The organism is Streptomyces sp. NPDC028711, from assembly GCF_055565415.1.
Genome location: NZ_JBVHUJ010000001.1, coordinates 751,550 through 774,734 on the forward strand (window position 1 = coordinate 751,550; position 23,185 = coordinate 774,734).

The 23,185-nt window shown below is 72.7% G+C and carries 18 protein-coding genes; 8 read left to right on the forward strand and 10 right to left on the reverse strand.

Going from position 1 to position 23,185, the window contains the following annotated elements:
* Positions 1-110: 110 nt before the first annotated feature.
* The 4 genes from ACZ4VK_RS03360 (at position 111) to ACZ4VK_RS03375 (ending at position 5,721) form a co-directional block, all read left to right on the forward strand.
* Positions 111-422, forward strand: a complete 312-nt coding sequence (locus tag ACZ4VK_RS03360) for a YtxH domain-containing protein (RefSeq protein ID WP_468347931.1) — start codon at positions 111-113, stop codon at positions 420-422.
* Between the two features lie 30 nt (positions 423-452).
* Positions 453-1,892: an FGGY family carbohydrate kinase gene (locus ACZ4VK_RS03365; protein ID WP_468347933.1), complete on the forward strand. Its 1,440-nt coding sequence runs from the start codon at positions 453-455 to the stop codon at positions 1,890-1,892.
* A gap of 164 nt (positions 1,893-2,056) precedes the next feature.
* Positions 2,057-3,790, forward strand: a complete 1,734-nt coding sequence (locus ACZ4VK_RS03370) for an ABC transporter ATP-binding protein (protein WP_468347935.1) — start codon at positions 2,057-2,059, stop codon at positions 3,788-3,790.
* Complete coding sequence (locus ACZ4VK_RS03375; protein ID WP_468347937.1) at positions 3,790-5,721, forward strand: ABC transporter ATP-binding protein; 1,932 nt, start codon at positions 3,790-3,792, stop codon at positions 5,719-5,721. Before ACZ4VK_RS03370 ends, ACZ4VK_RS03375 begins: the two co-directional genes overlap by 1 nt.
* Before the next feature lie 93 nt (positions 5,722-5,814).
* Here the strand turns inward: ACZ4VK_RS03375 and ACZ4VK_RS03380 are convergent, their stop codons facing one another.
* The 6 genes from ACZ4VK_RS03380 to ACZ4VK_RS03405 all read right to left on the reverse strand — a co-directional run bounded on the left by ACZ4VK_RS03380 (position 5,815) and on the right by ACZ4VK_RS03405 (position 13,526).
* Entirely contained in the window at positions 5,815-6,885 is a 1,071-nt protein-coding gene (locus tag ACZ4VK_RS03380) for an RNA polymerase sigma factor (protein ID WP_468347939.1), read from the reverse strand.
* Between the two features lie 57 nt (positions 6,886-6,942).
* Positions 6,943-8,832 (reverse strand): DNA primase, encoded by a 1,890-nt coding sequence (gene dnaG / locus ACZ4VK_RS03385; protein ID WP_468347941.1) that lies wholly within the window; start codon positions 8,830-8,832, stop codon positions 6,943-6,945.
* Positions 8,833-8,861: 29 nt separating this feature from the next.
* Positions 8,862-10,121 carry an NAD(P)/FAD-dependent oxidoreductase gene (locus tag ACZ4VK_RS03390; protein ID WP_468347943.1) on the reverse strand — a complete coding sequence of 420 codons (1,260 nt, stop codon included), beginning with the start codon at positions 10,119-10,121 and terminating at the stop codon, positions 8,862-8,864.
* A gap of 119 nt (positions 10,122-10,240) precedes the next feature.
* Positions 10,241-11,554, reverse strand: a complete 1,314-nt coding sequence (locus ACZ4VK_RS03395) for a deoxyguanosinetriphosphate triphosphohydrolase (RefSeq protein WP_468347945.1) — start codon at positions 11,552-11,554, stop codon at positions 10,241-10,243.
* A 35-nt stretch (positions 11,555-11,589) separates the two neighbouring features.
* A complete protein-coding gene (locus ACZ4VK_RS03400) occupies positions 11,590-12,357 on the reverse strand; it encodes a sirohydrochlorin chelatase (RefSeq protein ID WP_468347948.1) in 768 nt (255 codons plus the stop codon).
* Positions 12,358-13,064: 707 nt separating this feature from the next.
* Positions 13,065-13,526, reverse strand: a complete 462-nt coding sequence (locus ACZ4VK_RS03405) for a GNAT family N-acetyltransferase (protein WP_468347950.1) — start codon at positions 13,524-13,526, stop codon at positions 13,065-13,067.
* A 75-nt stretch (positions 13,527-13,601) separates the two neighbouring features.
* On the opposite strand from ACZ4VK_RS03405, the gene ACZ4VK_RS03410 reads away from it, so the two are divergent.
* The 3 genes from ACZ4VK_RS03410 (at position 13,602) to ACZ4VK_RS03420 (ending at position 17,261) form a co-directional block, all read left to right on the forward strand.
* On the forward strand, positions 13,602-14,324 hold the full coding sequence (locus ACZ4VK_RS03410) for an aquaporin (protein ID WP_468347953.1): 723 nt from the start codon (positions 13,602-13,604) through the stop codon (positions 14,322-14,324).
* A 35-nt stretch (positions 14,325-14,359) separates the two neighbouring features.
* On the forward strand, positions 14,360-15,049 hold the full coding sequence (locus ACZ4VK_RS03415) for a SanA/YdcF family protein (RefSeq protein ID WP_468347955.1): 690 nt from the start codon (positions 14,360-14,362) through the stop codon (positions 15,047-15,049).
* Between the two features lie 106 nt (positions 15,050-15,155).
* Positions 15,156-17,261 (forward strand): molybdopterin oxidoreductase family protein, encoded by a 2,106-nt coding sequence (locus tag ACZ4VK_RS03420; RefSeq protein ID WP_468347957.1) that lies wholly within the window; start codon positions 15,156-15,158, stop codon positions 17,259-17,261.
* A gap of 31 nt (positions 17,262-17,292) precedes the next feature.
* Here the strand turns inward: ACZ4VK_RS03420 and cutA are convergent, their stop codons facing one another.
* From cutA to ACZ4VK_RS03440, 4 genes are read right to left on the reverse strand one after another with little or no spacing between them, the layout of a single operon-like run.
* Complete coding sequence (cutA, locus tag ACZ4VK_RS03425; protein ID WP_468347960.1) at positions 17,293-18,018, reverse strand: divalent cation tolerance protein CutA; 726 nt, start codon at positions 18,016-18,018, stop codon at positions 17,293-17,295.
* Positions 18,015-19,982: an ABC transporter ATP-binding protein gene (locus ACZ4VK_RS03430; RefSeq protein WP_468347963.1), complete on the reverse strand. Its 1,968-nt coding sequence runs from the start codon at positions 19,980-19,982 to the stop codon at positions 18,015-18,017. Before ACZ4VK_RS03430 ends, cutA begins: the two co-directional genes overlap by 4 nt.
* Complete coding sequence (locus ACZ4VK_RS03435) at positions 19,979-21,712, reverse strand: ABC transporter ATP-binding protein (RefSeq protein WP_468347965.1); 1,734 nt, start codon at positions 21,710-21,712, stop codon at positions 19,979-19,981. Before ACZ4VK_RS03435 ends, ACZ4VK_RS03430 begins: the two co-directional genes overlap by 4 nt.
* A gap of 12 nt (positions 21,713-21,724) precedes the next feature.
* Positions 21,725-22,327, reverse strand: a complete 603-nt coding sequence (locus tag ACZ4VK_RS03440) for an NADPH-dependent FMN reductase (protein WP_468347967.1) — start codon at positions 22,325-22,327, stop codon at positions 21,725-21,727.
* Positions 22,328-22,419: 92 nt separating this feature from the next.
* Between ACZ4VK_RS03440 and ACZ4VK_RS03445 the strand changes: the two genes are divergently transcribed.
* Positions 22,420-23,181, forward strand: coding sequence for an aminotransferase class IV (locus ACZ4VK_RS03445; protein WP_468347969.1), 762 nt, complete (start codon positions 22,420-22,422; stop codon positions 23,179-23,181).
* The last annotated feature ends 4 nt before the right edge of the window (positions 23,182-23,185 follow it).

Below are 23,185 nucleotides of genomic sequence, written 5' to 3' on the forward strand. Positions count from 1 at the left end.
TTGCTCGCTGCGACACATACATTAGCGCAAGCAGGGGGGTGCTCCGCCAATCGGTATCGCCGTGGGCACCAGCGATGCATCAGGGAAGCTCTCCAGGGAAGGTGGTGGCCATGCGATACAAGCTGACGTTCGCCATGGGACTCGCCCTCGGTTACGTGGTCGGCACACGAGCCGGACGCGAGCGCTACGAACAGTTGAAGAGGTCCGCCCAGGGCCTCGCCCGCAACCCGGCCGTGCGCAACGCCGCCGAGTCCGCCGCCCAGACCGGGCGCCAGGCCGCGGGCAAGGCCATGCACGTCGTGGGCGACAGGGTCGGTGACCACCTGCCGCCCTCCGTGACCGACCGGGTCCACGCGATGCGCCGGCGGAGCATGGGCAACGGGAAGGTCGAGGAGGACGAGTGGGGCACCAGTAACACCTGAACCGCCCCGCGTGCGGCAGAATCATGTGTCATGGGGATAGTCGCCGGACTCGACAGTTCAACGGAGTTCACACGCATCGTCGTCTGTGACACGGACACGGGTGCCGTACTGCGGCAGGGGTACGCCCCTCACCCGGGCGAACCCAAGGCCGTCGACGTCGACCCGCAGACCTGGCTGCTCTCCCTCGGGGAGGCCGCGACCGGCGGCCTCCTGGAGGGCGTGCAGGCCATCGGCGTGTCCGCGCAGCAGCACGGACTCGTCCCCCTCGACGCGCAGGGCGGCCTCGTGCGGCCCGCGCTCGTCCGCAACGACAAGCGGGCCCAGGTGGCCGCCGCCGACCTCGTCGAGTCGCTGGGCGGCCGCCAGGCCTGGGCCGAGGCCGTCGGCTCCGTGCCCGGCGCCGGGCAGCCCGTCGCCAAGCTGCGCTGGCTCGCCCGCACCGAGCCCGAGCACGCCCGGCGGATCGCGATGGTCCTCCAGCCGCACGACTGGCTGGTCTGGCAGCTCCTCGGCCGGCCCGCCCGCCGCACCACCGACCGCGGCGCCGCCTCCGGCACCGGCTACTGGTCGGCGCGCACCGGCACGTACCGCCCCGACCTCGTCGAGCTGGCCCTCGGCCACCAGGCCGTGCTGCCCGAGGTCCTCGGGCCCGCCGAGGCCGCCGGCACCACGCCCGAGGGGCTCCTCATCTCCGCCGGCACCGGCGAGACGATGGCCGCCGCTCTGGGTCTCGGTCTCGGCCCCGGCGACGCGGTGGTCTCGCTCGGCGCCTCCGGCTCCGTGATGGCCGTCCACCACGAGGCGCTCGCCGACCCCAGCGGCATGATCACCTCCTTCGCCGACGCCACCGGCATGCACCTCCCCGTCGTCCACACCTCCAACGCGGTGCGCGCGCTGCGCGGCGCCGCCGAGATGCTGGGCGTCGAGTCCCTCGACGAGCTGTCCGCGCTCGCCCTGAAGTCGACGCCCGGCGCCTCCGGGCTCGTCCTGCTGCCCTATCTGGAGGGCGAGCGGACCCCGAGCCTGCCGCACTCCGCGGGCACGCTCAGCGGGCTGCGGCGCGAGTCGATGAAGCCGGAGCACCTGGCGCGGGCCGCGTTCGAGGGGATGCTCTGCGCGCTCACCGACGCCATGGACGTGCTGCGCGGCCGGGGCGTCGAGGTGCGACGGGTGTTCCTGCTCGGCGCCGCCGCGGCGCTGCCGGCGGTGCAGGCGCTCGCGCCCGCGCTGTTCGGCGCGCAGGTCGTCGTCCCCCAGCCGGCCGACTACGCGGCGCTCGGTGCCGCCCGGCAGGCCGCCTGGGCCCTCGGGGTGGCGCGCGGCACGCTTGCGCCCTCCGCTCCCCCGGCCTGGCAGGGCGCGGCCGCGCAGATCCTGGAGCCGGGCGAGGAGCTGGCGACGGGGCAGTCGGTGCGGCAGCAGTACACGGCGACGCGGGAGCAGATCCACCCGGGTGCGTTCGGTTCGTAGAGTCCCGGTACGTGACCTCGTACGTGACCCCGTACGTGACCTCTCGGTTCGTAGAGCCGGCGGTCCCCTTTCCCGGCGACCCCGTTCGTAAAGTCTTTGCCAGGGCTCGCCGCGCCCCTTAAACGAGTCGTAACGTCTCGGGGGCGCGGGCGATAGTAGGAGCCGTGCTCATAAGACTTCTCCGAGCCCATCTCGGGCCCTACCGAAAACCGATCGTCCTGCTCGTGCTCCTGCAGTTCCTGCAGACCTGCGCGAGCCTCTACCTGCCCACCCTGAACGCCGACATCATCGACAACGGTGTCGTCGAGGGGGACACCGGCTACATCCTGCGGTTCGGTGCCCTGATGGTCGGCGTCTCCGTCGTCCAGGTCGTCTGCAACATCGGTGCCGTCTTCTACGGCGCCCGCACGGCCTCCGCCCTGGGCCGGGACGTGCGCGGCGCGGTCTTCGACCGGGTGCAGTCGTTCTCCGCGCGGGAGCTGGGGCACTTCGGCGCGCCCTCGCTGATCACCCGTACGACCAATGACGTGCAGCAGATCCAGATGCTCGTCCTGATGGCGTTCACTCTGATGGTCTCCGCGCCCATCATGTGTGTCGGCGGCATCGTGATGGCCCTCGGCCAGGACGTGCCGCTCTCGGGTGTGCTGCTCGCCGTGGTGCCGATCCTCGGGATCTCCGTCTCGCTGATCGTGCGGAGGATGCGGCCGCTCTTCCGGACGATGCAGGAGCGTCTCGACACGGTGAACCGGGTGCTGCGCGAGCAGATCACCGGCAACCGGGTGATCCGGGCGTTCGTGAAGGACACGTACGAGGAGGAGCGGTTCCGCGGGGCGAACGCCGAGCTGACCGACGTGTCGATGGCGACGGGCCGGCTGATGGCGCTGATGTTCCCGACGGTGATGACCGTCGTGAACATCTCCAGCGTGGCCGTCGTCTGGTTCGGTGCGCACCGCATCGACAGCGGCGGGATGCAGATCGGCGCGCTGACCGCGTTCCTCGCGTATCTGATGCAGATCGTGATGGCGGTCATGATGGCCACCTTCATGTTCATGATGGTGCCGCGGGCGGAGGTCTGCGCGGAGCGCATCGAGGAGGTCCTCGGGACCGAGTCGAGCGTGGTGCCGCCGGTGGATCCGGTGCGGACGCTGCACCGGCGCGGGCACCTGGAGGTCAGGAGCGCGGACTTCCGGTATCCGGGTGCGGAGGAGTCCGTCCTGAAGGACGTGGCTCTCGTGGCGCGGCCCGGTGAGACGACGGCGATCATCGGTTCGACGGGCAGCGGGAAGTCGACGCTGCTCGGGCTCGTGCCCCGGCTCTTCGACGCGACCGGCGGCGAGGTCCTCGTCGACGGCGTCGACGTCCGGAGGCTCGACCCCGAGCTGATGGCGAAGACCGTGGGCCTCGTGCCGCAGAAGCCGTACCTCTTCTCCGGGACCGTCGCGACGAACCTGCGGTACGGGAAACCCGACGCGACCGACGAGGAACTCTGGCACGCCCTCGAGGTCGCCCAGGCCGCCGACTTCGTACGGAAGCTGGAGAACGGGCTCAACGCGCCGATCGCGCAGGGCGGCACCAACGTCTCCGGCGGGCAGCGGCAGCGGCTCGCCATCGCGCGGACGCTGGTCCAGCGCCCGGAGATCTATCTGTTCGACGACTCGTTCTCCGCGCTCGACTACGAGACGGACGCCCTGCTCCGGGCCGCGCTCGCCGAGGAGACGGCCGACTCGACCGTCGTCATCGTCGCCCAGCGGGTCTCCACCATCCGCGACGCCGACCGGATCGTCGTCCTCGACGAGGGCCGGGTCGTCGGCACCGGACGGCACCAGGAGCTGATGGCGGACAACGAGACGTACCGGGAGATCGTGCTCTCCCAGCTCACCGAGGCGGAGGCAGCCTGATGGCCGGTCCTGGCGGACGCATGATGGCCGGTGGCGGCCCCGACCAGCGGTCGATGGACTTCAAGGGCTCGGGAAAGCGGCTGCTGAAGCAGCTGGCGCCCGAGCGCGGTGCGCTGTGGCTGATGCTGATCGCCGGTGTGCTGTCGGTGGCGGCCTCCGTGATCGGTCCGAAGATCCTCGGCAAGGCGACCGACCTCGTCTTCGCGGGTGTCATCGGGAACCAGATCGAGGGCGGCACGAAGGCGGAGGCCATCGCACGGCTGCGCGCGGCGGGCGACTCCGGCATGGCGGACATGCTGACCGGGGTCGACTTCACGCCGGGGCAGGGGATCGACTTCTCCGCCGTCGGCGAGGTGCTGCTCGTGGTCCTCGGCATCTACGTGGCGGCGGGCCTGCTCATGCTGGTCTCCACCCGCATGTCGATCAAGGTGATCAACCGGACGGTCTACCGGATGCGGGAGGACGTCCAGACGAAACTGGCGCGGCTTCCCCTGTCGTACTTCGACAAGGCGAAGCGCGGTGAGGTGCTGTCCCGGGCGACCAACGACATCGACAACATCTCGCAGACGCTCCAGCAGTCGATGGGCCAGCTGATCAACTCGCTGCTCACGATCGTCGGCGTGCTCGCGATGATGTTCTGGATCTCGCCGCTGCTCGCGCTCGTGGCGCTGGTGACGGTGCCGGTCTCGGTCCTCGTCGCGGCGAGGATCGGCAAGCGCTCGCAGCCGCACTTCGTCCAGCAGTGGAAGTCCACGGGGGCGCTCAACGCGCACGTGGAGGAGATGTACAGCGGGCACGCCCTGGTGAAGGTCTTCGGCCGGCAGGCGGAGTCCGCCGCGGACTTCCGCGAGCAGAACGAGGCCCTCTACGAGGCCGGGTTCAAGGCGCAGTTCAACAGCGGTGTGATGCAGCCGGTGATGTTCTTCATCTCGAACATCAACTACGTCCTGGTCGCCGTCGTCGGCGGTCTGCGGGTGGCGAGCGGCACGCTCTCCATCGGTGACGTGCAGGCCTTCATCCAGTACTCGCGCCAGTTCTCCATGCCGCTGACGCAGGTGGCGTCGATGGCGAACCTCCTGCAGTCCGGTGTCGCCTCGGCCGAGCGGATCTTCGACCTGCTCGACGCGGAGGAGCAGGAGCCGGACGCCCCGAAGAGCGAGAGCGAGACGCCCGCGGACCTCAAGGGCAAGGTCGCCCTGGAGGGCGTCTCCTTCCGTTACGAGGCCGACAAGCCGCTCATCGAGGACCTGTCGCTCACGGTGGAGCCGGGGCAGACGGTCGCGATCGTCGGCCCCACGGGCGCCGGCAAGACGACCCTGGTGAACCTGCTCATGCGGTTCTACGAGGTGACGGGCGGCCGGATCACCCTGGACGGGGCGGACATCGCGAAGATGTCCCGGGAGGAGCTGCGGTCCGGGATCGGCATGGTCCTCCAGGACACCTGGCTGTTCGGCGGCACCATCGCCGACAACATCGCGTACGGCGCGACGCGCGCGGTGACCCGGGCGGAGATCGAGGAGGCGGCGCGGGCCGCGCACGCCGACCGGTTCGTCCGCACCCTGCCCGAGGGGTACGACACGGTCATCGACGACGACGGGGCGGGCGTCAGCGCGGGCGAGAAGCAGCTGATCACCATCGCGCGGGCGTTCCTGTCCGACCCGGTGATCCTCGTCCTCGACGAGGCCACCAGCTCGGTCGACACCCGCACCGAGGTCCTCATCCAGAAGGCGATGGCGCGCCTGGCGCACGGGCGCACCTCGTTCGTGATCGCGCACCGGCTCTCCACGATCCGGGACGCGGACGTGATCCTGGTGATGGAGAACGGCGCGATCGTGGAACAGGGCACGCACGAGGAGCTGTTGGCGTCCGGCGGGGCCTATGCCCGGCTGTACGCGGCGCAGTTCGCGCAGGCGGTCGCCGAGGTCGACTGAACGGGCATGTGACCCATGCCGCATGACGTGCGGCATGGGTCACATGGCCAAGGGCAGCCGTCACTTTCGGCGCGTTCTTCCGGGAGTCGCCCGCTAGTCGAGGTAGCCGCGCAGCTGGTCCGCGTAGGCGTGGTCCCTCAGTTTGCTGAGGGTCTTGGACTCGATCTGGCGGATGCGTTCGCGGGTCACGCCGAAGAGGCGTCCTATCTCCTCCAGGGTGCGGGGTCTGCCGTCGTCGAGGCCGTACCGCAGCTGGACGACCTTCCGTTCGCGTTCGCCGAGGGTGGAGAGGACGTCCTCCAGGTGGCGGCGGAGCAGCAGGAAGGCGGCGGACTCGACGGGTGAGGCGGCGTCGCCGTCCTCGATGAGGTCGCCGAGGGCGACGTCGTCCTCCTCGCCGACGGGGGCGTGCAGCGAGACCGGTTCCTGGGCGAGGCGGAGCACCTCGCCGACCCGCTCGGGGGCCACGTCCAGCTGCGCGGCGACTTCTTCGGCGGTGGGTTCGTAGCCGCGTTCCTGGAGCATGCGGCGCTGGACGCGGATGACCCGGTTGATGAGTTCGACGACGTGCACGGGGACGCGGATGGTCCGGGCCTGGTCGGCGAGGGCCCGGGACATCGCCTGGCGGATCCACCAGGTGGCGTACGTGGAGAACTTGTAGCCGCGTGCGTAGTCGAACTTCTCGACGGCCCGGATGAGGCCGAGGTTCCCCTCCTGGACGAGGTCGAGCATGGTGAGGCCGCGGCCCACGTACCGCTTGGCGACGGAGACGACGAGGCGGAGGTTGGCCTCGATCAGCCGGCGTTTGGCGATGCGGCCGAGGACGACGAGCCGGTCCAGGTCGTGCGCGAGCCGGGAGTCCAGGTCGGGTGTGGTGGCGAGTTTCTCCTCGGCGAAGAGCCCGGCCTCGACGCGGCGGGCCAGTTCGACCTCCTCCTCGGCGGTGAGCAGCGGGATGCGGCCGATCTCGCGGAGGTACTGGCGGAAGAGGTCGGAGGAGGGGCCGTTGCCGCCGGGGTCGGGGCGGCGGCGCGGGACCTCCGGCGGCCCGTCCGGTTCGTCGGGGGACGGCTCCTGCGACACGGTCCGGGTCTCGGTCTGCACGACGGGCGACCTCCAGGCGGGGCGGAACGGCACCGTCACCCAGTGTGGGGTACGACACATCGCCGCCACGAGGGGCGTGCGGTGACTTTTTGAGACCGGGGTGTGACGGACCGTACGTCAGAGCGCGGCGGCGCCGTTGTTCCTCAGGGACTGCCCGTACTGGGTGAGGACCCACAGTTCGTTCTGGACGGCCGCGAGCTGCTCCGGGTCGCCGTTCGCGCCGAGCCGGGCCAGCGTGCCCTGGACCTCGCGGATGCGGCGGTCGACGGCGCGGAGACGGACGGTGACGAGCTGGTCCCCGGCGTAGGCCTCGTCGACGGTCTTGGCGAAGATCGTCTCGACGGCGAGTTCGGTGACGAGGGCGCGGACGGTGTCGTTGGGCGCGGCCTCGCGGACGGCGGCGAGGTAGTCGGAGGGGGCGCCGGTGGCGCCGCCCGCGTCCTGGACGCACTGGCGGACGGCCGCGTACGGCGGGGCGGTGAACTCGTCGGCGCCGTACGCGTCGAAGGCCGGGGAGACGAGTTCGGGCCGCTGGAGGGCGAGCTTGAGGAGTTCGCGCTCGGTGCGGTGGGCGGGGCTGCGCAGGTTGAGCGCGGGGCCCGAGGGTCCGGCGGGCGCCGGCTGGGTGTCGTAGCCGCGCTGGGGGGTCTGCTGGGCGGGGCCCTTGCCGCCGCGGTCGCGGGCCCAGCGGGCGAGCTGGGCGACCCGCTTGACGACGAACTGGGTGTCGAGGATGCCGAGCATGCCGGCGAGCTGGACGGCGACCTCGTGCTGGGCGCCGATGTTCTTGATGCGGGCGACGACGGGGGCGGCCTCGTCGAGGGCGGCGGCCCGGCCGGCGGGGGTCTCCAGGTCGTACCGCCGCACGATCTGGCGGAGGGCGAACTCGAAGAGCGGGGTGCGGGGCTGGACGAGGTCGGCGACGGCCTCGTCGCCCTTGGCGAGCCGCAGGTCGCAGGGGTCCATGCCGTCGGGGGCGATGGCGATGTACGTCTCGGCGGCGAACTTCTGGTCGTCCTCGAAGGCGCGCAGGGCGGCCTTCTGGCCTGCGGCGTCGCCGTCGAAGGTGAAGATGACGCGGGCCGAGCCGTTGTCCATGAGGAGCCTGCGGAGGATCTTGATGTGGTCCCCACCGAAGGCGGTTCCGCAGGTGGCGATGGCGGTGGTGACGCCGGCGAGGTGGCAGGCCATGACGTCGGTGTAGCCCTCGACGACGACGGCCCGGCTGACCTTGGCGATGTCCTTCTTGGCCAGGTCGATGCCGTAGAGCACCTGGGACTTCTTGTAGATCGGCGTCTCGGGGGTGTTGAGGTACTTGGGCCCGTTGTCGTCGTCGCGGAGCTTGCGCGCGCCGAAGCCGACGATCTCGCCGCCGACGTCCTTGATCGGCCACATGAGGCGGCCGCGGAAGCGGTCGATGGGGCCGCGGCGGCCGTCCTGGGAGAGGCCGGAGAGGATCAGTTCCTTGTCGGAGAAGCCCTTGCCGCGCAGGAAGCGGGTGAGGTGGTCCCAGCCGGCCGGGGAGTAGCCGACGCCGAAGTGGGCGGCGGCGGACTGGTCGAAGCCGCGCTCGGCGAGGAACTTCCGGCCGATCTCGGCCTCGGGCGAGTCGAGTTGGTCGATGTAGAACTGGGCGGCGACCTTGTGCGCCTCGACCAGACGGATGCGTTCGCCGCGCTGGTGGCCGGGGTTGTAGCCGCCTTCCTCGTACCGCAGGGTGATGCCCGCCTTGGCGGCGAGGCGCTCGACCGTCTCCGAGAAGGAGAGGTGGTCGATCTTCATCACGAAGGCGATGGTGTCGCCGCCCTCCTGGCAGCCGAAGCAGTGGAAGAGTCCCTTGCTGGGGCTGACCTGGAAGGAAGGCGACTTCTCGTCGTGGAAGGGGCAGAGGCCCTTGAGGTTTCCGCCGCCCGCGTTGCGGAGCTGGAGGTACTCGGACACGACGGCGTCGATCGGGACCGCGTCCCGGACCGCCTTCACGTCGTCATCGTTGATCCTGCCTGCCACGCGTGAAGTCTACGTGGGGGCGGGGGTGATCAGATCAGGCTCTCCAGGGGTACGGAGGGGTCGGCGAGGGCGTCCGTGTCCACGGCCTTGCGGGCGCGGATCAGCTTCTGGATCGGGTCTGTGACGTCCCACACATTCACGTTCATCCCGGCGAGGACCCGGCCCTCCTTGAGCCAGAAGGCGATGAACTCGCGCTTGCCGGTGTCGCCGCGGACCACGACCTGGTCGTACGAGCCGGGGGGCGCCCAGCCGGAGTACTCCATGCCCAGGTCGTACTGGTCGGTGAAGAAGTAGGGGACGCGGTCGTACGAGACGTGCTGCCCGAGCATGCCGCGGGCGGCGGCCGGGCCGCCGTTGAGGGCGTTGGCCCAGTGCTCGACGCGGAGCCGGGTGTGGAGGAGCGGGTGGTGGGCGGCGGCCACGTCCCCCGCGGCGTAGATCTCGGGGTCGGAGGTGCGGAGGGACTCGTCGACGGCGATGCCGCCGCCGTCGGCGCGGTCGACGAGGGCGAGCCCGGAGTTCTCGGCGAGGGCGGTGCGGGGGGCGGCGCCGATCGCGGCGAGCACGGCGTGCGCCGGGTGCTCCTCGCCGTCGTCGGTGCGGACGGCGAGGACCATGCCGTCCTGGCCGACGATCTCGGTGAGCCGGGCGCCGAAGTGGAAGCGGACGCCGTGGTCGGTGTGGAGGTCGGCGAAGAGCTGGCCGAGCTCGGGGCCGAGGACCCGGTGGAGCGGGGTGGGGTCGGATTCGACGACGGTGACCTCGGCTCCGTAGCCGCGGGCGGCGGCGGCGACTTCGAGGCCGATCCAGCCGGCGCCCGCGATGACCAGGTGGCCGTTGTCCCGGCCGAGGCCGGCGAGGACCTGGCGGAGCCGGTCGGCGTGGGCGAGGCGGCGCAGGTGGTGGACGCCGGCGAGCTCGGTGCCGGGGATGTCGAGGCGGCGCGGCTCGGAGCCGGTGGCGAGGAGCAGCTTGTCGTACCGGATGACGGTGCCGTCGCCGAGGCGGACGGTGCGGGCCTCGCGGTCGACGGCGATGACGGGCTGCCCGAGGTGCAGCTCGATGTCGTTCGCCGCGTACCAGGCGGCCTCGTGGACGAAGGCGCTGTCGCGTTCCTTGGCGCCCGTGAGATAGCCCTTGGAGAGGGGTGGGCGCTCGTAGGGGTGGTCGCGCTCGTCGCCGATGAGGATCACCCGGCCGTTGAACCCCTCGGAGCGGAGGGTCTCCGCCGCCTTGGCGCCGGCCAGGCCCCCTCCGACGATGACAAAGGTCTGATCCGCGTCGACCACGTCGTTTCCTCCTCGTTGCGACCGATTCCAACCTACGCCCCCGGGCGTTCGTCCGGCCGTACCGCCCCGGGGCGTGCATGCGAGCGTCCCGCACGGAGGGTGGCGGGGGAAGAGGGCCGTTACGAGGAACGGGGGTGGCGGAGGCGGGCGTGGAGGGCGCGGGCGGAGGCGTCGGTGAGGGAGGCGATCTGGTCGACGATGACGCGCTTGCGGGCCCGGTCGTCGCGCGCGGCGTCGAAAAGGGACCGGAACTGCGGTTCGAGTCCGTCGGGGGCGCGGGCGACGAGCGCCTCGGCGAGTTCGGCGACGACGACGCGCTGGTCGGCGCGGAGGGCCTCCTGCTCGGCGCGCTGCATCACGTACCGGTCGGCGACGGCCTTGAGGACCGCGCACTCGTTGCGGGCCTCGCGGGGGACGACGAGCTCGGCGCCGTAGCGCGTGAGACGGCCGGAACCGTATGCCTGCCGGGTCGCGCCCTCTGCGGCGAGGCAGAAGCGGCCGATGAGCTGGCTCGTGGCGTCCTTGAGGCGGGCCTGGGCGACGGCCGAGCCGTCGTAGCCGTGCGGCCACCACTCCTGGTCGAGGAGCCGGTCGAGGGCGTCGGCGAGCTCCTGCGGGTCGGTGTCCTCGGGTACGTAGCGGCCGATGGCGACGGCCGCGATGTCGACGCGCTCGGGCTCGGCGAGGAGGAGGTTGGGGTCGATGTGCCCCGCGTGCAGACCGTCCTCGAAGTCGTGCACCGAGTAGGCCACGTCGTCGGACCAGTCCATGACCTGGGCCTCGAAGCACTTGCGGTCGGCGGGGGCGCCCTGCCGGATCCAGGCGAAGACGGGTACGTCGTCCTCGTACACGCCGAACTTGGGCGAGCCGGGGTCCTCGGGGTGCCCGCCGCGCGGCCACGGGTACTTGGTGGCGGCGTCGAGGGTGGCCCGGGTGAGGTTGAGTCCGACGCTGACGAGCTCCCCGTCGGCGTCCTTCACGAAGCGCTTGGGCTCGATGCGGGTGAGGAGGCGGAGCGACTGCGCGTTCCCCTCGAAGCCGCCGCAGTCCTTGGCCACGTCGTTGAGCGCCTGCTCGCCGTTGTGCCCGAAGGGCGGGTGGCCCATGTCGTGGGAGAGGCAGGCGGCCTCGACGAGGTCGGGGTCGCAGCCGAGGGCGGCGCCGAGCTCGCGGCCGACCTGGGCGCACTCCAGGGAGTGGGTGAGCCGCGTGCGGGGGCTGGCGTCCCAGGCGTGGCCGCGGGTGCCGGGGGTGACGACCTGGGTCTTGCCGGCGAGCCTGCGGAGCGCGGCGGAGTGCAGCACGCGGGCGCGGTCGCGCTGGAAGGCGGTGCGTCCGGGACGTTTGTCGGGCTCGGCGGCCCAGCGGTCGGTCGCGGCGGAGTCGTAGCCGGGGGTGTCTGCGGTGCCGGGGGTGTCTGCGGTGCCTTCCATGCCTCGAAGGTAACCGGAGGGACCGACAGAAGCGCTCAGACGGCGGCGAGTTCCCTCGCGGGGAGGGTGGTGCGCACGCGGTCGTAGCGGTGGAGGACAAGCCGGGCGAGGGCCGGGTGGGCGCCGAGCGGGGCGGCGGCGATCCAGGGGGCGTCGGCGGCGGCGCGGCTCGCGAAGAGACCGGGGGCGGTGAAGCAGGAGGCGACGGCGACCCGGTGGCGGCCCCGGGCGGCGAGGGCGCGGACGGCCTCGGCGACGGTGGGCGCGGCGGCGGAGGCGTAGGCGGGGACGACGGGTGTGCCGCCGAGGCGCTCGCTGAGGAGCGCGGCGATACGGCGGATCTCGGCGCCGGAGCGGGGGTCGCGGGAGCCGGCGGAGGCGAGGACGACGCCGGTACCGGGGGCGGTCCCGTCCTCGGGGGCCCAGCCGGCCTGCGCGAGCCGGTCGGCGAGGGCCTCGACGAGGAGCGGGTGCGCGCCGAGCGGTGTGGCGACGCGGGCGCGGAGTCCGGGTACGGCGGCGAGGGCGGCGGGCAGGTCGTGGGTGACGTGGTGGCCGGGGGCGAAGAGCAGGGGTACGAGCACGGCGCTGCGGCCTTCGGCGGCGAGGTCCGCGAGGGTGGGGGCGAGGAGCGGGGCGTTCAGCTCGATGTGCGCGAGCCGTACGTCGAGCCCGGGGCGCAGCTCGCGGACGCGGTCGAGGAGGCGGCTCAGGGTCGCCCGGGCGCGGGGGTCGCGGCTGCCGTGACCGACGGCGACGAGGGTGGGGGCGTCGGGGTCGGTGGTCTGCGGCTCCTGGGTCATGCGCTGATCCTGACGGCGGCGCGTTGCCTGGCGGTTTCGCCCGGGTGACGTGTGTTTGCAGTCACCTCACACACCGGCACCCGCGCCACCGGTTTCCCCGTGACGCCCGCCACCACCGTCGGCGCGCCCGCCACCCCTCGCCGTGACGGCCCGCCGCCGACCCTCGCCGTGGCGGCCCGCCGCCGACCCTCGTTGTGGCGGCCCGCCGCCGACCCTCGCCGTGGCGGCGCCCCGCCCCCGCGTTGTGGCGGCGCCGCCGCCCATCCTCGTTGTGGCGGCGCCCACCCGCCACCCCCGTTGTGGGCAATCGTTCCGCTGGGGCGGAACGGGTGGGCACAACGGACGGCGCCCCCTGCCGGGCCTAGGCTTCCGCGCCTGAACCCGCACCCGATGTACGGCGCACAGTCCGGTGCGGGTCCAGGCACAAGGGGCGGAGGCGCCGCCAAGGGCGCCGTCCCGTGTGCCCACCCGTCCCGCCCCAGCGGGACGATTGCCCACACGGGGGGGGCGGGGGGGCCGTCCCAGGCGGGGGGCGCCGCCCGGCTGGGGTGGGCAGGGGCGCCGCCCCAGGCGAGGGGCACCCCAGGCGGGGGGGGCGCCGCCCGGCTGAAGCGCCGCCCGGCTGAAGCGCCGCCCCAGGCGGGGGCCACCCCAGGGGGGGCACCCCAGGGGGGGGCCACCCCAGGGGGGGCGCCGCCCCAGTGGGTTCAGGCGTCCGGGTGCCACGCGTAGCGGACGTCCGGTTCGTTTTCCTCGTTGCGGGTGCCGTTCGTGTGTTCCTTGGCCACGAAGCCATGGCGTTCGTAGAAGCGGCGGGACGGGGCGTTGGTCTGGAACGTCCAGAGCGTCAGGCCGTCCGCGCGGCGTTCCTTCGCCAGGTTCACGAGCCGGTCGCCGATGCCGTGGCCGCGCCACGGCGGGTCGATGTAGAGCTGGTCCAGGTCCTCGCCGTCCAGGACCATCATCGCGACGACCGTGTCGTCGACCGTCGCCACCCAGGTCTCCTGGCCGGGGACGACCACGTGCCGGACCCACGACCGGACCTCCTCGTCCGTGTGGGCGCGGCGCACGTTCGGGAGCGCCGCCGTGTACGAGCGCAGCCACACGTCGGCCACAGCGGCGGCGTCGGAGTCGGCCGCGCGGCGGATGACAAGGTCGTCGATCTTCATGCGCGGATCGTACGGGGACCTCGCACCTCCCCTCCCCTCTTTTTTCCTTCCGAATCACGGAATATCTTTTCCACTATGAGAATGTCCCCGCCCGCGCTCCCCCGGCGCGCCGCCGCCGAGTTCATCGGCACCGGCGCCCTCGTCGCCGTGATCGTCGGCTCCGGCATCCGCGCCGACTCCCTGAGCCAGGACATCGGCGTCCGGCTGCTCGCCAACGCCACCGCGTCCGCCCTCGGCCTCGGCCTGCTCATCGCCCTCATCGGGCCGCTCTCCGGGGCCCACTTCAACCCCGTCGTGACCCTGTCGGAGTGGTGGTGCCGGCGGCCAGAGCGCGGAGGGCGCGAGGCCCTCGTCTATATCGGCGCCCAGCTCGCCGGGGCCGTCTCCGGGGCCCTGCTCGCCGAGGCGATGTTCGGGCGGGCGCCCGGCGCCTGGGCCACCGAGTCGCGCTCCGCACTGCACCTGCTGCTCGGCGAGGCCGTCGCCACCGCCGGGCTCGTCCTCGTCGTGCAGGGGCTTCGCCACACCGGCCGGCCGGGACTCGCCCCCGTCGCGGTCGCCGGCTACATCGGCGCGGCGATCTGGTTCACCTCCTCCGGTTCCTTCGCCAACCCGGCCGCCACCGTCGGCCGCGCGTTCTCCGACTCCTTCACCGGAATCGCCCCCGCCTCGGTGCCCGCCTTCGCCGCCGCCCAGTTCCTCGGCATGCTGCTCGGGATGGTCCTGGCCGGTGTGTTGTACGGAACAGACCGGGGCGCCGGCGAACCGAATCCCGCCGACGCGCGTCGGACGGGGTGACAGACCGACACCCGTCCCCCCACGGAGGTTCCCGCATGCCGGCACGGCTCACCCGGTTGATCCCCCGCACCACCCGGGCCCGCCGCCGTACCCTCCAGGCCGTGATGGCGGGCGCCGTCCTCGCCCTCCTCCCCTCCACCTGGATGCACACCGCCGCCGCCGGGAAGCTCCGTACCACCGCCGACGTGCCCGCCCGGGAGGTCGCCGTCGTCTTCGGCGCCGGTCTGTGGAACGGCCGTCCCACCCCGTATCTCGCGCACCGGCTCGACACGGCCGCCGAGCTGTACCGGACGGGCAAGGTCCGGGTCCTCCTCGTCACCGGGGACAACAGCAGGACCGCGTACGACGAACCCAGCGCCATGCGCGCGTACCTCACGGCGCGCGGGGTGCCGGACGGGCGGATCGTCAGCGACTACGCGGGCTTCGACACCTGGGACTCCTGCGTCCGGGCCCGGAAGGTCTTCGGGGTCGACCGGGCCGTGCTCGTCACCCAGGACTTCCACATCAAGCGGGCCGTCGCGCTGTGCGGCCGCGCGGGCGTCGACGCGTACGGCGTCGGAGTTCCCGAACCCCATGACCGCACCTGGTACTACGGCACCACACGGGAGCTGTTCGCGGCCGGCAAGGCCTCCCTCGACGCCGCCCTCCGGCCGGATCCGCAGTTCCTCGGGCCGCGGGAGAAGGGCGTCACCGAGGCGCTCGCCTCACCTCACGACCGGCCGTGACCCCGCGCTCGCCTCACCTCGGAAGCCCTGGGGAACGGAGGGCATGGCACCGCGCCCGTAATCAGCCGCGCCGCCCCGCGTAACACGTCTGACGCACGCTTGCCGCATGTCCGAGGTCACCGCCGTACCCACCCACTGCCCCTACTGCGCCCTGCAGTGCGGCATGTCGCTCCGCCCCACCGGCGACCCGGAGCTGCCCGCCGAGGTGGTCGACCGGACCGACTTCCCCGTCAACCGGGGCGCCCTGTGCGGCAAGGGCCGCACCGCCCCGTCCGTACTCTCCTCCCGGGTCAGGCTCACCGAGCCCCTGGTCCGATGCCCTGACACGGGGGCCCTGGCGCCCGCGACCTGGGAGGAGGCACTCGCCGCCGTCGCCGAGGGGCTGAGCCGGACCCGCGCCGACCACGGTCCCGACGCCGTGGGGGTCTTCGGCGGCGGCGGCCTCACCAACGAGAAGGCGTACACCCTCGGGAAGTTCGCCCGGCTGGTCCTCGGCACCTCGCAGATCGACTACAACGGGCGCTTCTGCATGTCGTCGGCCGCCGCCGCGCACGGCAGGGCCTTCGGCCTCGACCGGGGACTGCCCTTCCCCCTGGAGGACATCCCGAAGACGGGTTGCGTGATCCTCGTCGGCTCCAACCTCGCCGAGACCATGCCGCCCGCCCTGCGCTACCTCACGGAGCTGAAGGAGAACGGCGGGAAGCTGGTCGTCATCGACCCGCGCCGCACCCGCACCGCCGAACAGGCCGATCTGCACCTCGCTCCGCGCCCCGGCACCGACCTCGCGCTCGCCCTCGGCATGCTGCACCTCGTCGTCGCCGAGGGCCGGGTCGACGAGGAGTTCGTCGCCGCGCGCACCACCGGCTGGGAGGCCGCCCGCGCCGGGGCCATGTCCCACTGGCCCGAGCAGGTCGAGCGGATCACCGGCGTGTCCGTGCCGCAGCTCCGTGAGGCCGTCGCGATGTTCTCCGACGCGCCCACCGGCATGGTCCTCACCGCGCGCGGCCCCGAGCAGCAGTCCAAGGGGACGGACACCGTCGGCGCCTGGATCAACCTCTGCCTCGCCACCGGCAAGGCGGGCCGGCCGCTCAGCGGCTACGGCTGCCTCACCGGCCAGGGCAACGGCCAGGGCGGCCGCGAGCACGGCCAGAAGGCCGACCAGCTGCCCGGCTACCGCAAGCTCGACGACCCGGCCGCACGCGCGCACGTGGCCGGGGTGTGGGGGGTCCCGCCCGAGTCGCTGCCCGGTCCCGGGCGGAGCGCGTACGAACTCCTCGACGCGCTCGGCGGCGACGTGAAGGCCCTGCTCCTCATGGGCTCCAACCCGGTGGTGTCCGCGCCGCGCGCCGCCCACGTCGAGGAGCGGCTGAGGTCGCTCGACTTCCTCGCCGTCGCGGACGTCGTCCTGTCCGAGACGGCCGCCCTCGCCGATGTCGTCCTGCCCGTCACCCAGTGGGCGGAGGAGACCGGCACCATGACCAACCTGGAGGGCAGGGTGCTGCTCCGCCGCCGCGCCCTCACCCCGCCCGCCGGGGTCCGCAGCGACCTGGAGATGCTGCACGCGCTTGCCGGGCTCCTCGGCTGGGAGAAGGGTTTCTCCGCCGACCCCGAGGAGGTCTTCGAGGAGCTGCGGCGCGCCTCGGCCGGCGGGCCCGCCGACTACGCGGGCATCAGCTACCGGCGGATCGAGGAGGAGCAGGGTGTGTTCTGGCCCTGCCCCACGCCGGAGCACGAGGGGACGCCCCGGCTGTTCCTCGACCGGTTCGCGACCCCCGACGGGCGGGCCCGGTTCGTGCCGGTGGTGCACCGGGCGGCGGCCGAGGAGACGGACGCCGAGTACCCGGTCGTCCTCACCACCGGCCGGGTCGTGTCCCAGTACCAGTCGGGCGCGCAGACGCGGCGGGTCGCCGAGCTGAACGCGGCGGCGCCCGGCCCCTTCGTGGAGCTCCACCCGCGGGTCGCCGAGCGGCTCGGGGTCGCCGAGGGCGAGCGGGTCGCGGTGGTGTCGCGGCGCGGCCGGGCCGTCGCCCCGGCGCGGATCACCACGGCGATCCGGCCGGACACGGTCTTCATGCCGTTCCACTGGTACGGAGAGGGGCGGGCGAACACGCTGGTGAACCCGGCGCTCGACCCGGTCTCCCGGATGCCCGAGTTCAAGGTGTGCGCGGTGCGCCTGGAGCGGCTCGCCCCGGAGGGGACTACGGCCGACTGAACTCGCCTCGGAGGGGGCTCCTCGGAGGGGACTAAGGCCGGCTGAACCAGTCGCCGCTCTCGATGACCGGGCCGAGGGGCGCGTCCGGCGCCGCCAGGAACACCCAGGCGGACACCCGCGCCCCGTCCCGTACCCGTACGACGTCCATCGCCACCCGCTCGTACCCGACGGGCAGCTCGAGCCGGTCGAGCAGGCCGAACAGTTCGCCGTAGGCGCCGGGCGCGGGCGTGAGCAGGGTGCCGACCACCCGGCCCCCGTCCGCCGGGACGACGTACGGATAACCGGGCCCGTCGTGCAGGACCGCCCCGTACAGCACGCCGTCCGCCTCGTCGCCGATCCGGCCGCGCAGGAACCGGTCGTGGTTGTACCCGCCCGGGCGCAGCGTCCCGTACACGAAGAACGGCCGCTCGTCGTGCGTCGGCACGAGGCCCTCGATCGCCGGGGCGGGCGCGGTCTCCCGCTCGACCCAGCGGGCGTACTCCTCGCTGACCCGGGTCACCCGGGTGGCGATGACCTCGGGCGTCTCGTAGTCGTGGGCGGCGAGGAGGTGCGCCTCCAGGGCCGGATAGCGGGCCTCGGTGGTCTTGAGGACCACCTGCCACTCCTCCGCGGACTCGATCGCGCCCCGCCAGTGGTAGACGGAGGTGACGGGCCCCGAGATCTGCGCACAGGCGGCGAGCCGGCTCTCGACGGCGCCGCGCGCCAGGGCCTCGGCCTTGGCGCGCGCGTCGGTGGTGGTGAGGACGGTGACGATCACGCCTCCACCGTACGGGCGAACTGGGCGGCGTGCAGCCGGGCGTACGCCCCTCCGGCGGCGAGCAGTTCCTCGTGGGTGCCCTGTTCGGCGATCGAGCCGCTCTCCATCACCAGGATCGTGTCGGCGTCCCGGATCGTGGAGAGCCGGTGGGCGACGACGAAGCTGGTCCGCCCGGCGCGCAGGGAGGCCATGGCCTGCTGTACGAGGAGTTCGGTGCGGGTGTCGACGGAGCTGGTGGCCTCGTCGAGGACGAGGATCACCGGGTCGGAGAGGAAGGCGCGGGCCAGCGTGATCAGCTGCTTCTCGCCGGCGCTGAGGCCTCCGCCGTCCTCGTCGAGGACGGTGTCGTACCCGGCGGGCAGGGTGCGGACGAACCGGTCTGCGTGCGCGGCCCTGGCCGCCGCCACGATCTGCTCCCTGGTGACCTCGCCGGGCACCCCGTAGGCGATGTTGTCGGCGATGGTGCCGCCGAAGAGCCAGGTGTCCTGGAGGACCATGCCGGTGCCGGAGCGCAGTTCCTCCCGGGTCATCGTCGCCGTGTCGACGCCGTCGAGGGTGATCCGGCCGCCGGTGACCTCGTGGAAGCGCAGGAGCAGGTTGACCAGGGTGGTCTTGCCGGCGCCCGTGGGGCCGACGATGGCGACGGTACGGCCGGGTTCGACGGTGAGGGACAGGTCCTCGATGAGGGGCTTGCCGTCCTCGTAGCGGAAGGCGACCTTCTCGAAGGAGACCTTGCCGCGGAGCTCGGCGGGCCGCTGCGGCTCGGCCGGGTCCGGGGACTCCTCCTCGGCGTCGAGGAGGTCGAAGACGCGCTCGGCGGAGGCCACTCCGGACTGCAGGAGGTTGGCCATCGCGGCGACCTGGGTGATCGGGCCGTTGAACTCGTACGAGTACTGGATGAAGGCCTGCACGTCTCCGACGGACAGCGTGCCGCTCGCCACGCGCAGTCCGCCGACGACGGCGATGGCGACGTAGTTCAGATTGCCGACGACGGTCAGTGCGGGCTGGATGAACCCGGACACGAACTGGGCGCGGAAGCTCGACCGGTACAGCTCGTCGCCCAGCTCGTCGAAGCGGCGCACGGCCTCGTCGCGGCGGCCGAAGGCGACGACCTCGGTGTGACCGGTGATCATCTCCTCGACATGGCTGCCGAGCCTGCCGGTGACCGCCCACTGCTTCACGAACTGCGGCTGGGCGCGGCGCCCGACGAAGGCGGCGACGGCGACCGAGACGGGCACGGTGGCGAGGGCGACGAGGGCGAGCAGCGGCGAGATCCAGAACATCATCGCGAGGACGCCGAGGAGGGTCAGTACGGCCCTGATCATCTGGCTGAAGGCCTGCTGGAGGGTCTGCGTGATGTTGTCGATGTCGTTGGTGGTGCGGGAGAGGACCTCGCCGCGCGACTGCCGGTCGAGGTACGTGAGGGGCAGCTTCGCCAGCTTGTGCTGGGCCCGCTCGCGGAGCCGGTGCCCGGCCCGCTGGACGACGGTGGTGGCGATCCGGAGCTGGATCCAGGTGAAGAGGGCCGAGCCGGCGACGCCGGCGGCGGAGAGGGCGAGGATCCGGCCGACGGCGGCGAAGTCGACTCCGCCGGGGCCGGTGGCGCCGGTGACGACGAGGTCGGTGGCGCGGCCGAGGAGGAGCGGGCCGAGGACGGAGAGGGAGACGGCGGTGACGCCGGCGGCGAGGACGGCGAGGAGGAGGGGCTTGTCGGGGGCGAGGGTGCGCAGGAGGCGGAGCCCGGAGGTGCGGAAGGAGAGGGAGCGTTCGAGGACGGCGGCGGCGGGGAGGCCGGGGCCGCGCTGGGGGGAGCCGGCGGTGCGGGCGGGGGCGGTGGGCGGTCCATCCGGTGTGCCCGGGGTGCCCGGGGTGCCCGTGGTGCCCGGGGTGCCCGGGGTGCCCGTGGTGCCCGGGGTGCCCGTGCTTCCGGTGCCGTCGCTGCGGCTCGCCGTGGCCGTACTCATGCGGCTTCCTCCTCGGTGAGCTGGGAGAGGACGATCTCCCGGTAGGTGGCGTTGTCCCGCATCAGCGAGGTGTGGGTGCCGGTGCCGACGTTCCGGCCCCGGTCGAGGACGACGATCCGGTCGGCGTGCCGGATGGTGGAGACCCGCTGGGCGACGATCACGACGGTCGCGTCGGCCGTCTCCTCGCGGAGGGCCTCGCGGAGCCGGGAGTCCGTGCGGGGGTCGAGCGCGGAGAAGGAGTCGTCGAAGAGGTAGAGACGGGGGCGGGCGACGAGGACCCGGGCGATGGCGAGGCGCTGCCGCTGCCCGCCGGAGACGTTGGTGCCGCCCTGGTCGATGGGGGCGTCGAGCCCCTTCTCCAGGTCGCGTACGAAGTCGGCGGCCTGGGCGACCTCCAGGGCGTGCCAGAGTTCCTCGTCGGTCGCGTCGGGTTTCCCGTACCGCAGGTTCGTCGCGACGGTCCCGGAGAAGAGGTACGGCTTCTGCGGCACGAGGCCCACGGTCTTCGCCATCAGCTCGGGGTCGAGCCTCCGGACGTCGACGCCGTCGACGAGGACCTCGCCGCCGGTCGCGTCGAAGAGCCGGGGCACGAGCCCGAGCAGCGTCGACTTCCCGCTGCCCGTCGAACCGATGATCGCCGTCGTCTCACCGGGCCGCGCCACGAGAGCCACGTCCTTCAGGACGGACTCCTCCGCACCCGGATACCGGAAGTCCGCGCCCTTGACCTCCAGGTACCCCCGGCCGTCGACGGTCTGCACCGGATCCACCGGCGGGACGACCGAGGAGCGGGTGTCGAGGACCTCGCGGACGCGCTCGGCGCCCGCCTCGGCCCGGGGCATGTGCATGGCCAGGAAGAGGACCATCATCACGGACATCGCGGTCTGGAGCAGATAGCCGAGGAAGGCGACGAGGCCGCCCGCATGGAGCGTGCCGGAGTCGATCCGGTGGGCGCCGACGTACACCAGGGCGACGGTCGTGAGCTCCCAGACGATGAGCACCGTCGGGTACATCAGGGCCTGGAGCCGGCCGGCCCGGAGGCCGACCGAAAGGAGCTCGTCGTTGGCGGCGCCGAACCGTTCCCGCTCGTGCCGGTCGCGGACGAAGGCACGGACCACCCGGACGCCGGTGATCTGCTCGCGCAGCACCCGGTTGGCGCCGTCGACCTGCTCCTGCATGCCCCGGAACAGCGGCCGCATCCGCAGCACGATCGCGCCGACGGCCCCGGTCATCACGGGCACGAAGAGGAGCAGGACCAGGGCGAGCGGCACGTCCTGGCGCAGGGCCATGGCGATCCCGCCGACGCAGAGGAGCGGCGCGGCGACCAGCATGGTCAGGACGAGGACGGTGAACGTCTGGATCTGCTGGACGTCGTTGGTCGTACGGGTGATGAGGGAGGCGGCGCCGAACCGGCCCCGCTCCCGGGCGGAGAAGTCCTGGACGCGGCGGAACACCTCGGAGCGCAGGTCACGGGCGACGCCCATGGCGATCCTGGCGCCGGTGTACGTGGCGGCGGCCGCGACCACGCCCTGGAGGAGGGTGACGGCGATCATCACGGCGCCGCCGCGGAGGACCCGGCCGGTGTCGCCCCGCAGGACGCCCTCGTCGATGACACCGGCGTTGAGGGTGGGCAGGGCCAGGGAGGCCAGGGACTGGACGAGCTGGAGGGCGACGAGGAGGACGAGGAGCGCCCGGTAGGGCCTGAGGCGGGGGGCGAGGAGTCGCAGCAGCACGGTGACGGCCCCTCACGCGCCGTACGGGCGGATCGCCTTGGCGTCCTTGAGGGCCCTGCCCCACCAGCCGAGCTGGTCGAGGAGCACCTTGGCCGCGCCGTCGGCGGCGGCGGAGTCCTTGTGCCGGCCCTCGTCGTCGAACTGTCCGTGGGCGTGGTGGAAGGAGACGGTCTCGCGGACGGTGACGGCGTGCAGCTCGGCGTAGATCTGGCGGAGCTGTTCGACGGCCCGCAGGCCGCCGGAGATCCCGCCGTAGGAGACGAAGCCGACGGGCTTGGCCTGCCATTCGGTGTAGTGACGGTCGATCAGGTTCTTGAGGGAGGCGGGGAAGGAGTGGTTGTACTCGGGGGTGATGACGACGTAGGCGTCGGCGGCGGCGAGGACCGGGGAGACCTTGGCGAGTTCGGCGCGGACGGCCGGGGAGGGGTCGTAGGAGAGGGAGGTGGGGAGGTCGACCTCGGCGAGGTCGACGACGGAGACGGTGAAGTCCTCGCGCTCGGCGAGGTGGGAGCGGAACCAGTCGGTGATGACGGGGGCGAAGCGGCCTTCGCGGTCGCTCGCGACGACGAGGACGAGGTGGAGGGGCAGGGTCTGGGTGGAGTTCGTGATGTCCATGTCGATGATCCTGATACCTCAAGTTTGGTTGAGGTCAAGCGGTGATCCGAAGTCGTTCCTCAAGCCCCTTTCGCGGGACGTACGGTGAGGGCATGACCACCCCGCCCGGCCACATCGAGATCGACGGCGTTCCCGCGGCCGACCCGGCGCTGCTCGCCACCCTGATGAGCGGCTTCGGCCACTTCACGGCGATGCAGGTACGGGACGGGCGCGTGAAGGGCCTCGGCCCGCACCTGGCCCGCCTCGACCGCTCCACCCGCGAGCTCTTCGGCCGGGAACTGGACGGGAGGCGGGTGCGCGGCCTCGTCGCCGGGGCCCTGGAGACGGCCGGACTCCGGGACGCCTCGGTGCGGGTGTACGGGTACGAGGGCGCCCGCCTCGTGGTGACCGTCGCCCCGCCGGCCCCCGACGGGCCCGGCGCCCCGCAGCGCCTGAGGACCGTCGAGTACTGGCGTCCCGCCCCCCACATCAAGCACCTGGGCGGCTTCGGCCAGAGCTACCACCGCGAGGCGGCCCGGCGGGCCGGTTACGACGAGGCCCTGCTCACCTCCCCGTACGGCGAGATCGCCGAGGGCGCGATCACCAACATCGCCTTCTGGGACGGGACTTCCCTGGTCTGGCCGTCCGCGCCCTGCCTGGAGGGGATCACCATGACCCTCCTGGAGACCCGCCTGGCGTCGGCCCGGCGCCGGGTCACCGTGGCCGACCTGCCCGGCTACCGGGCCGCCCTGGTGACCAACGCACGGACCATCGCGCCCGTGACGTCGATCGACGAGGTCACGCTCGCGGTGGACGAGGAGCTCATGCGCCGGGTGCGCTCGGCGTACGACGCGGTGGAGTGGGACGAGCTGTAGGGCC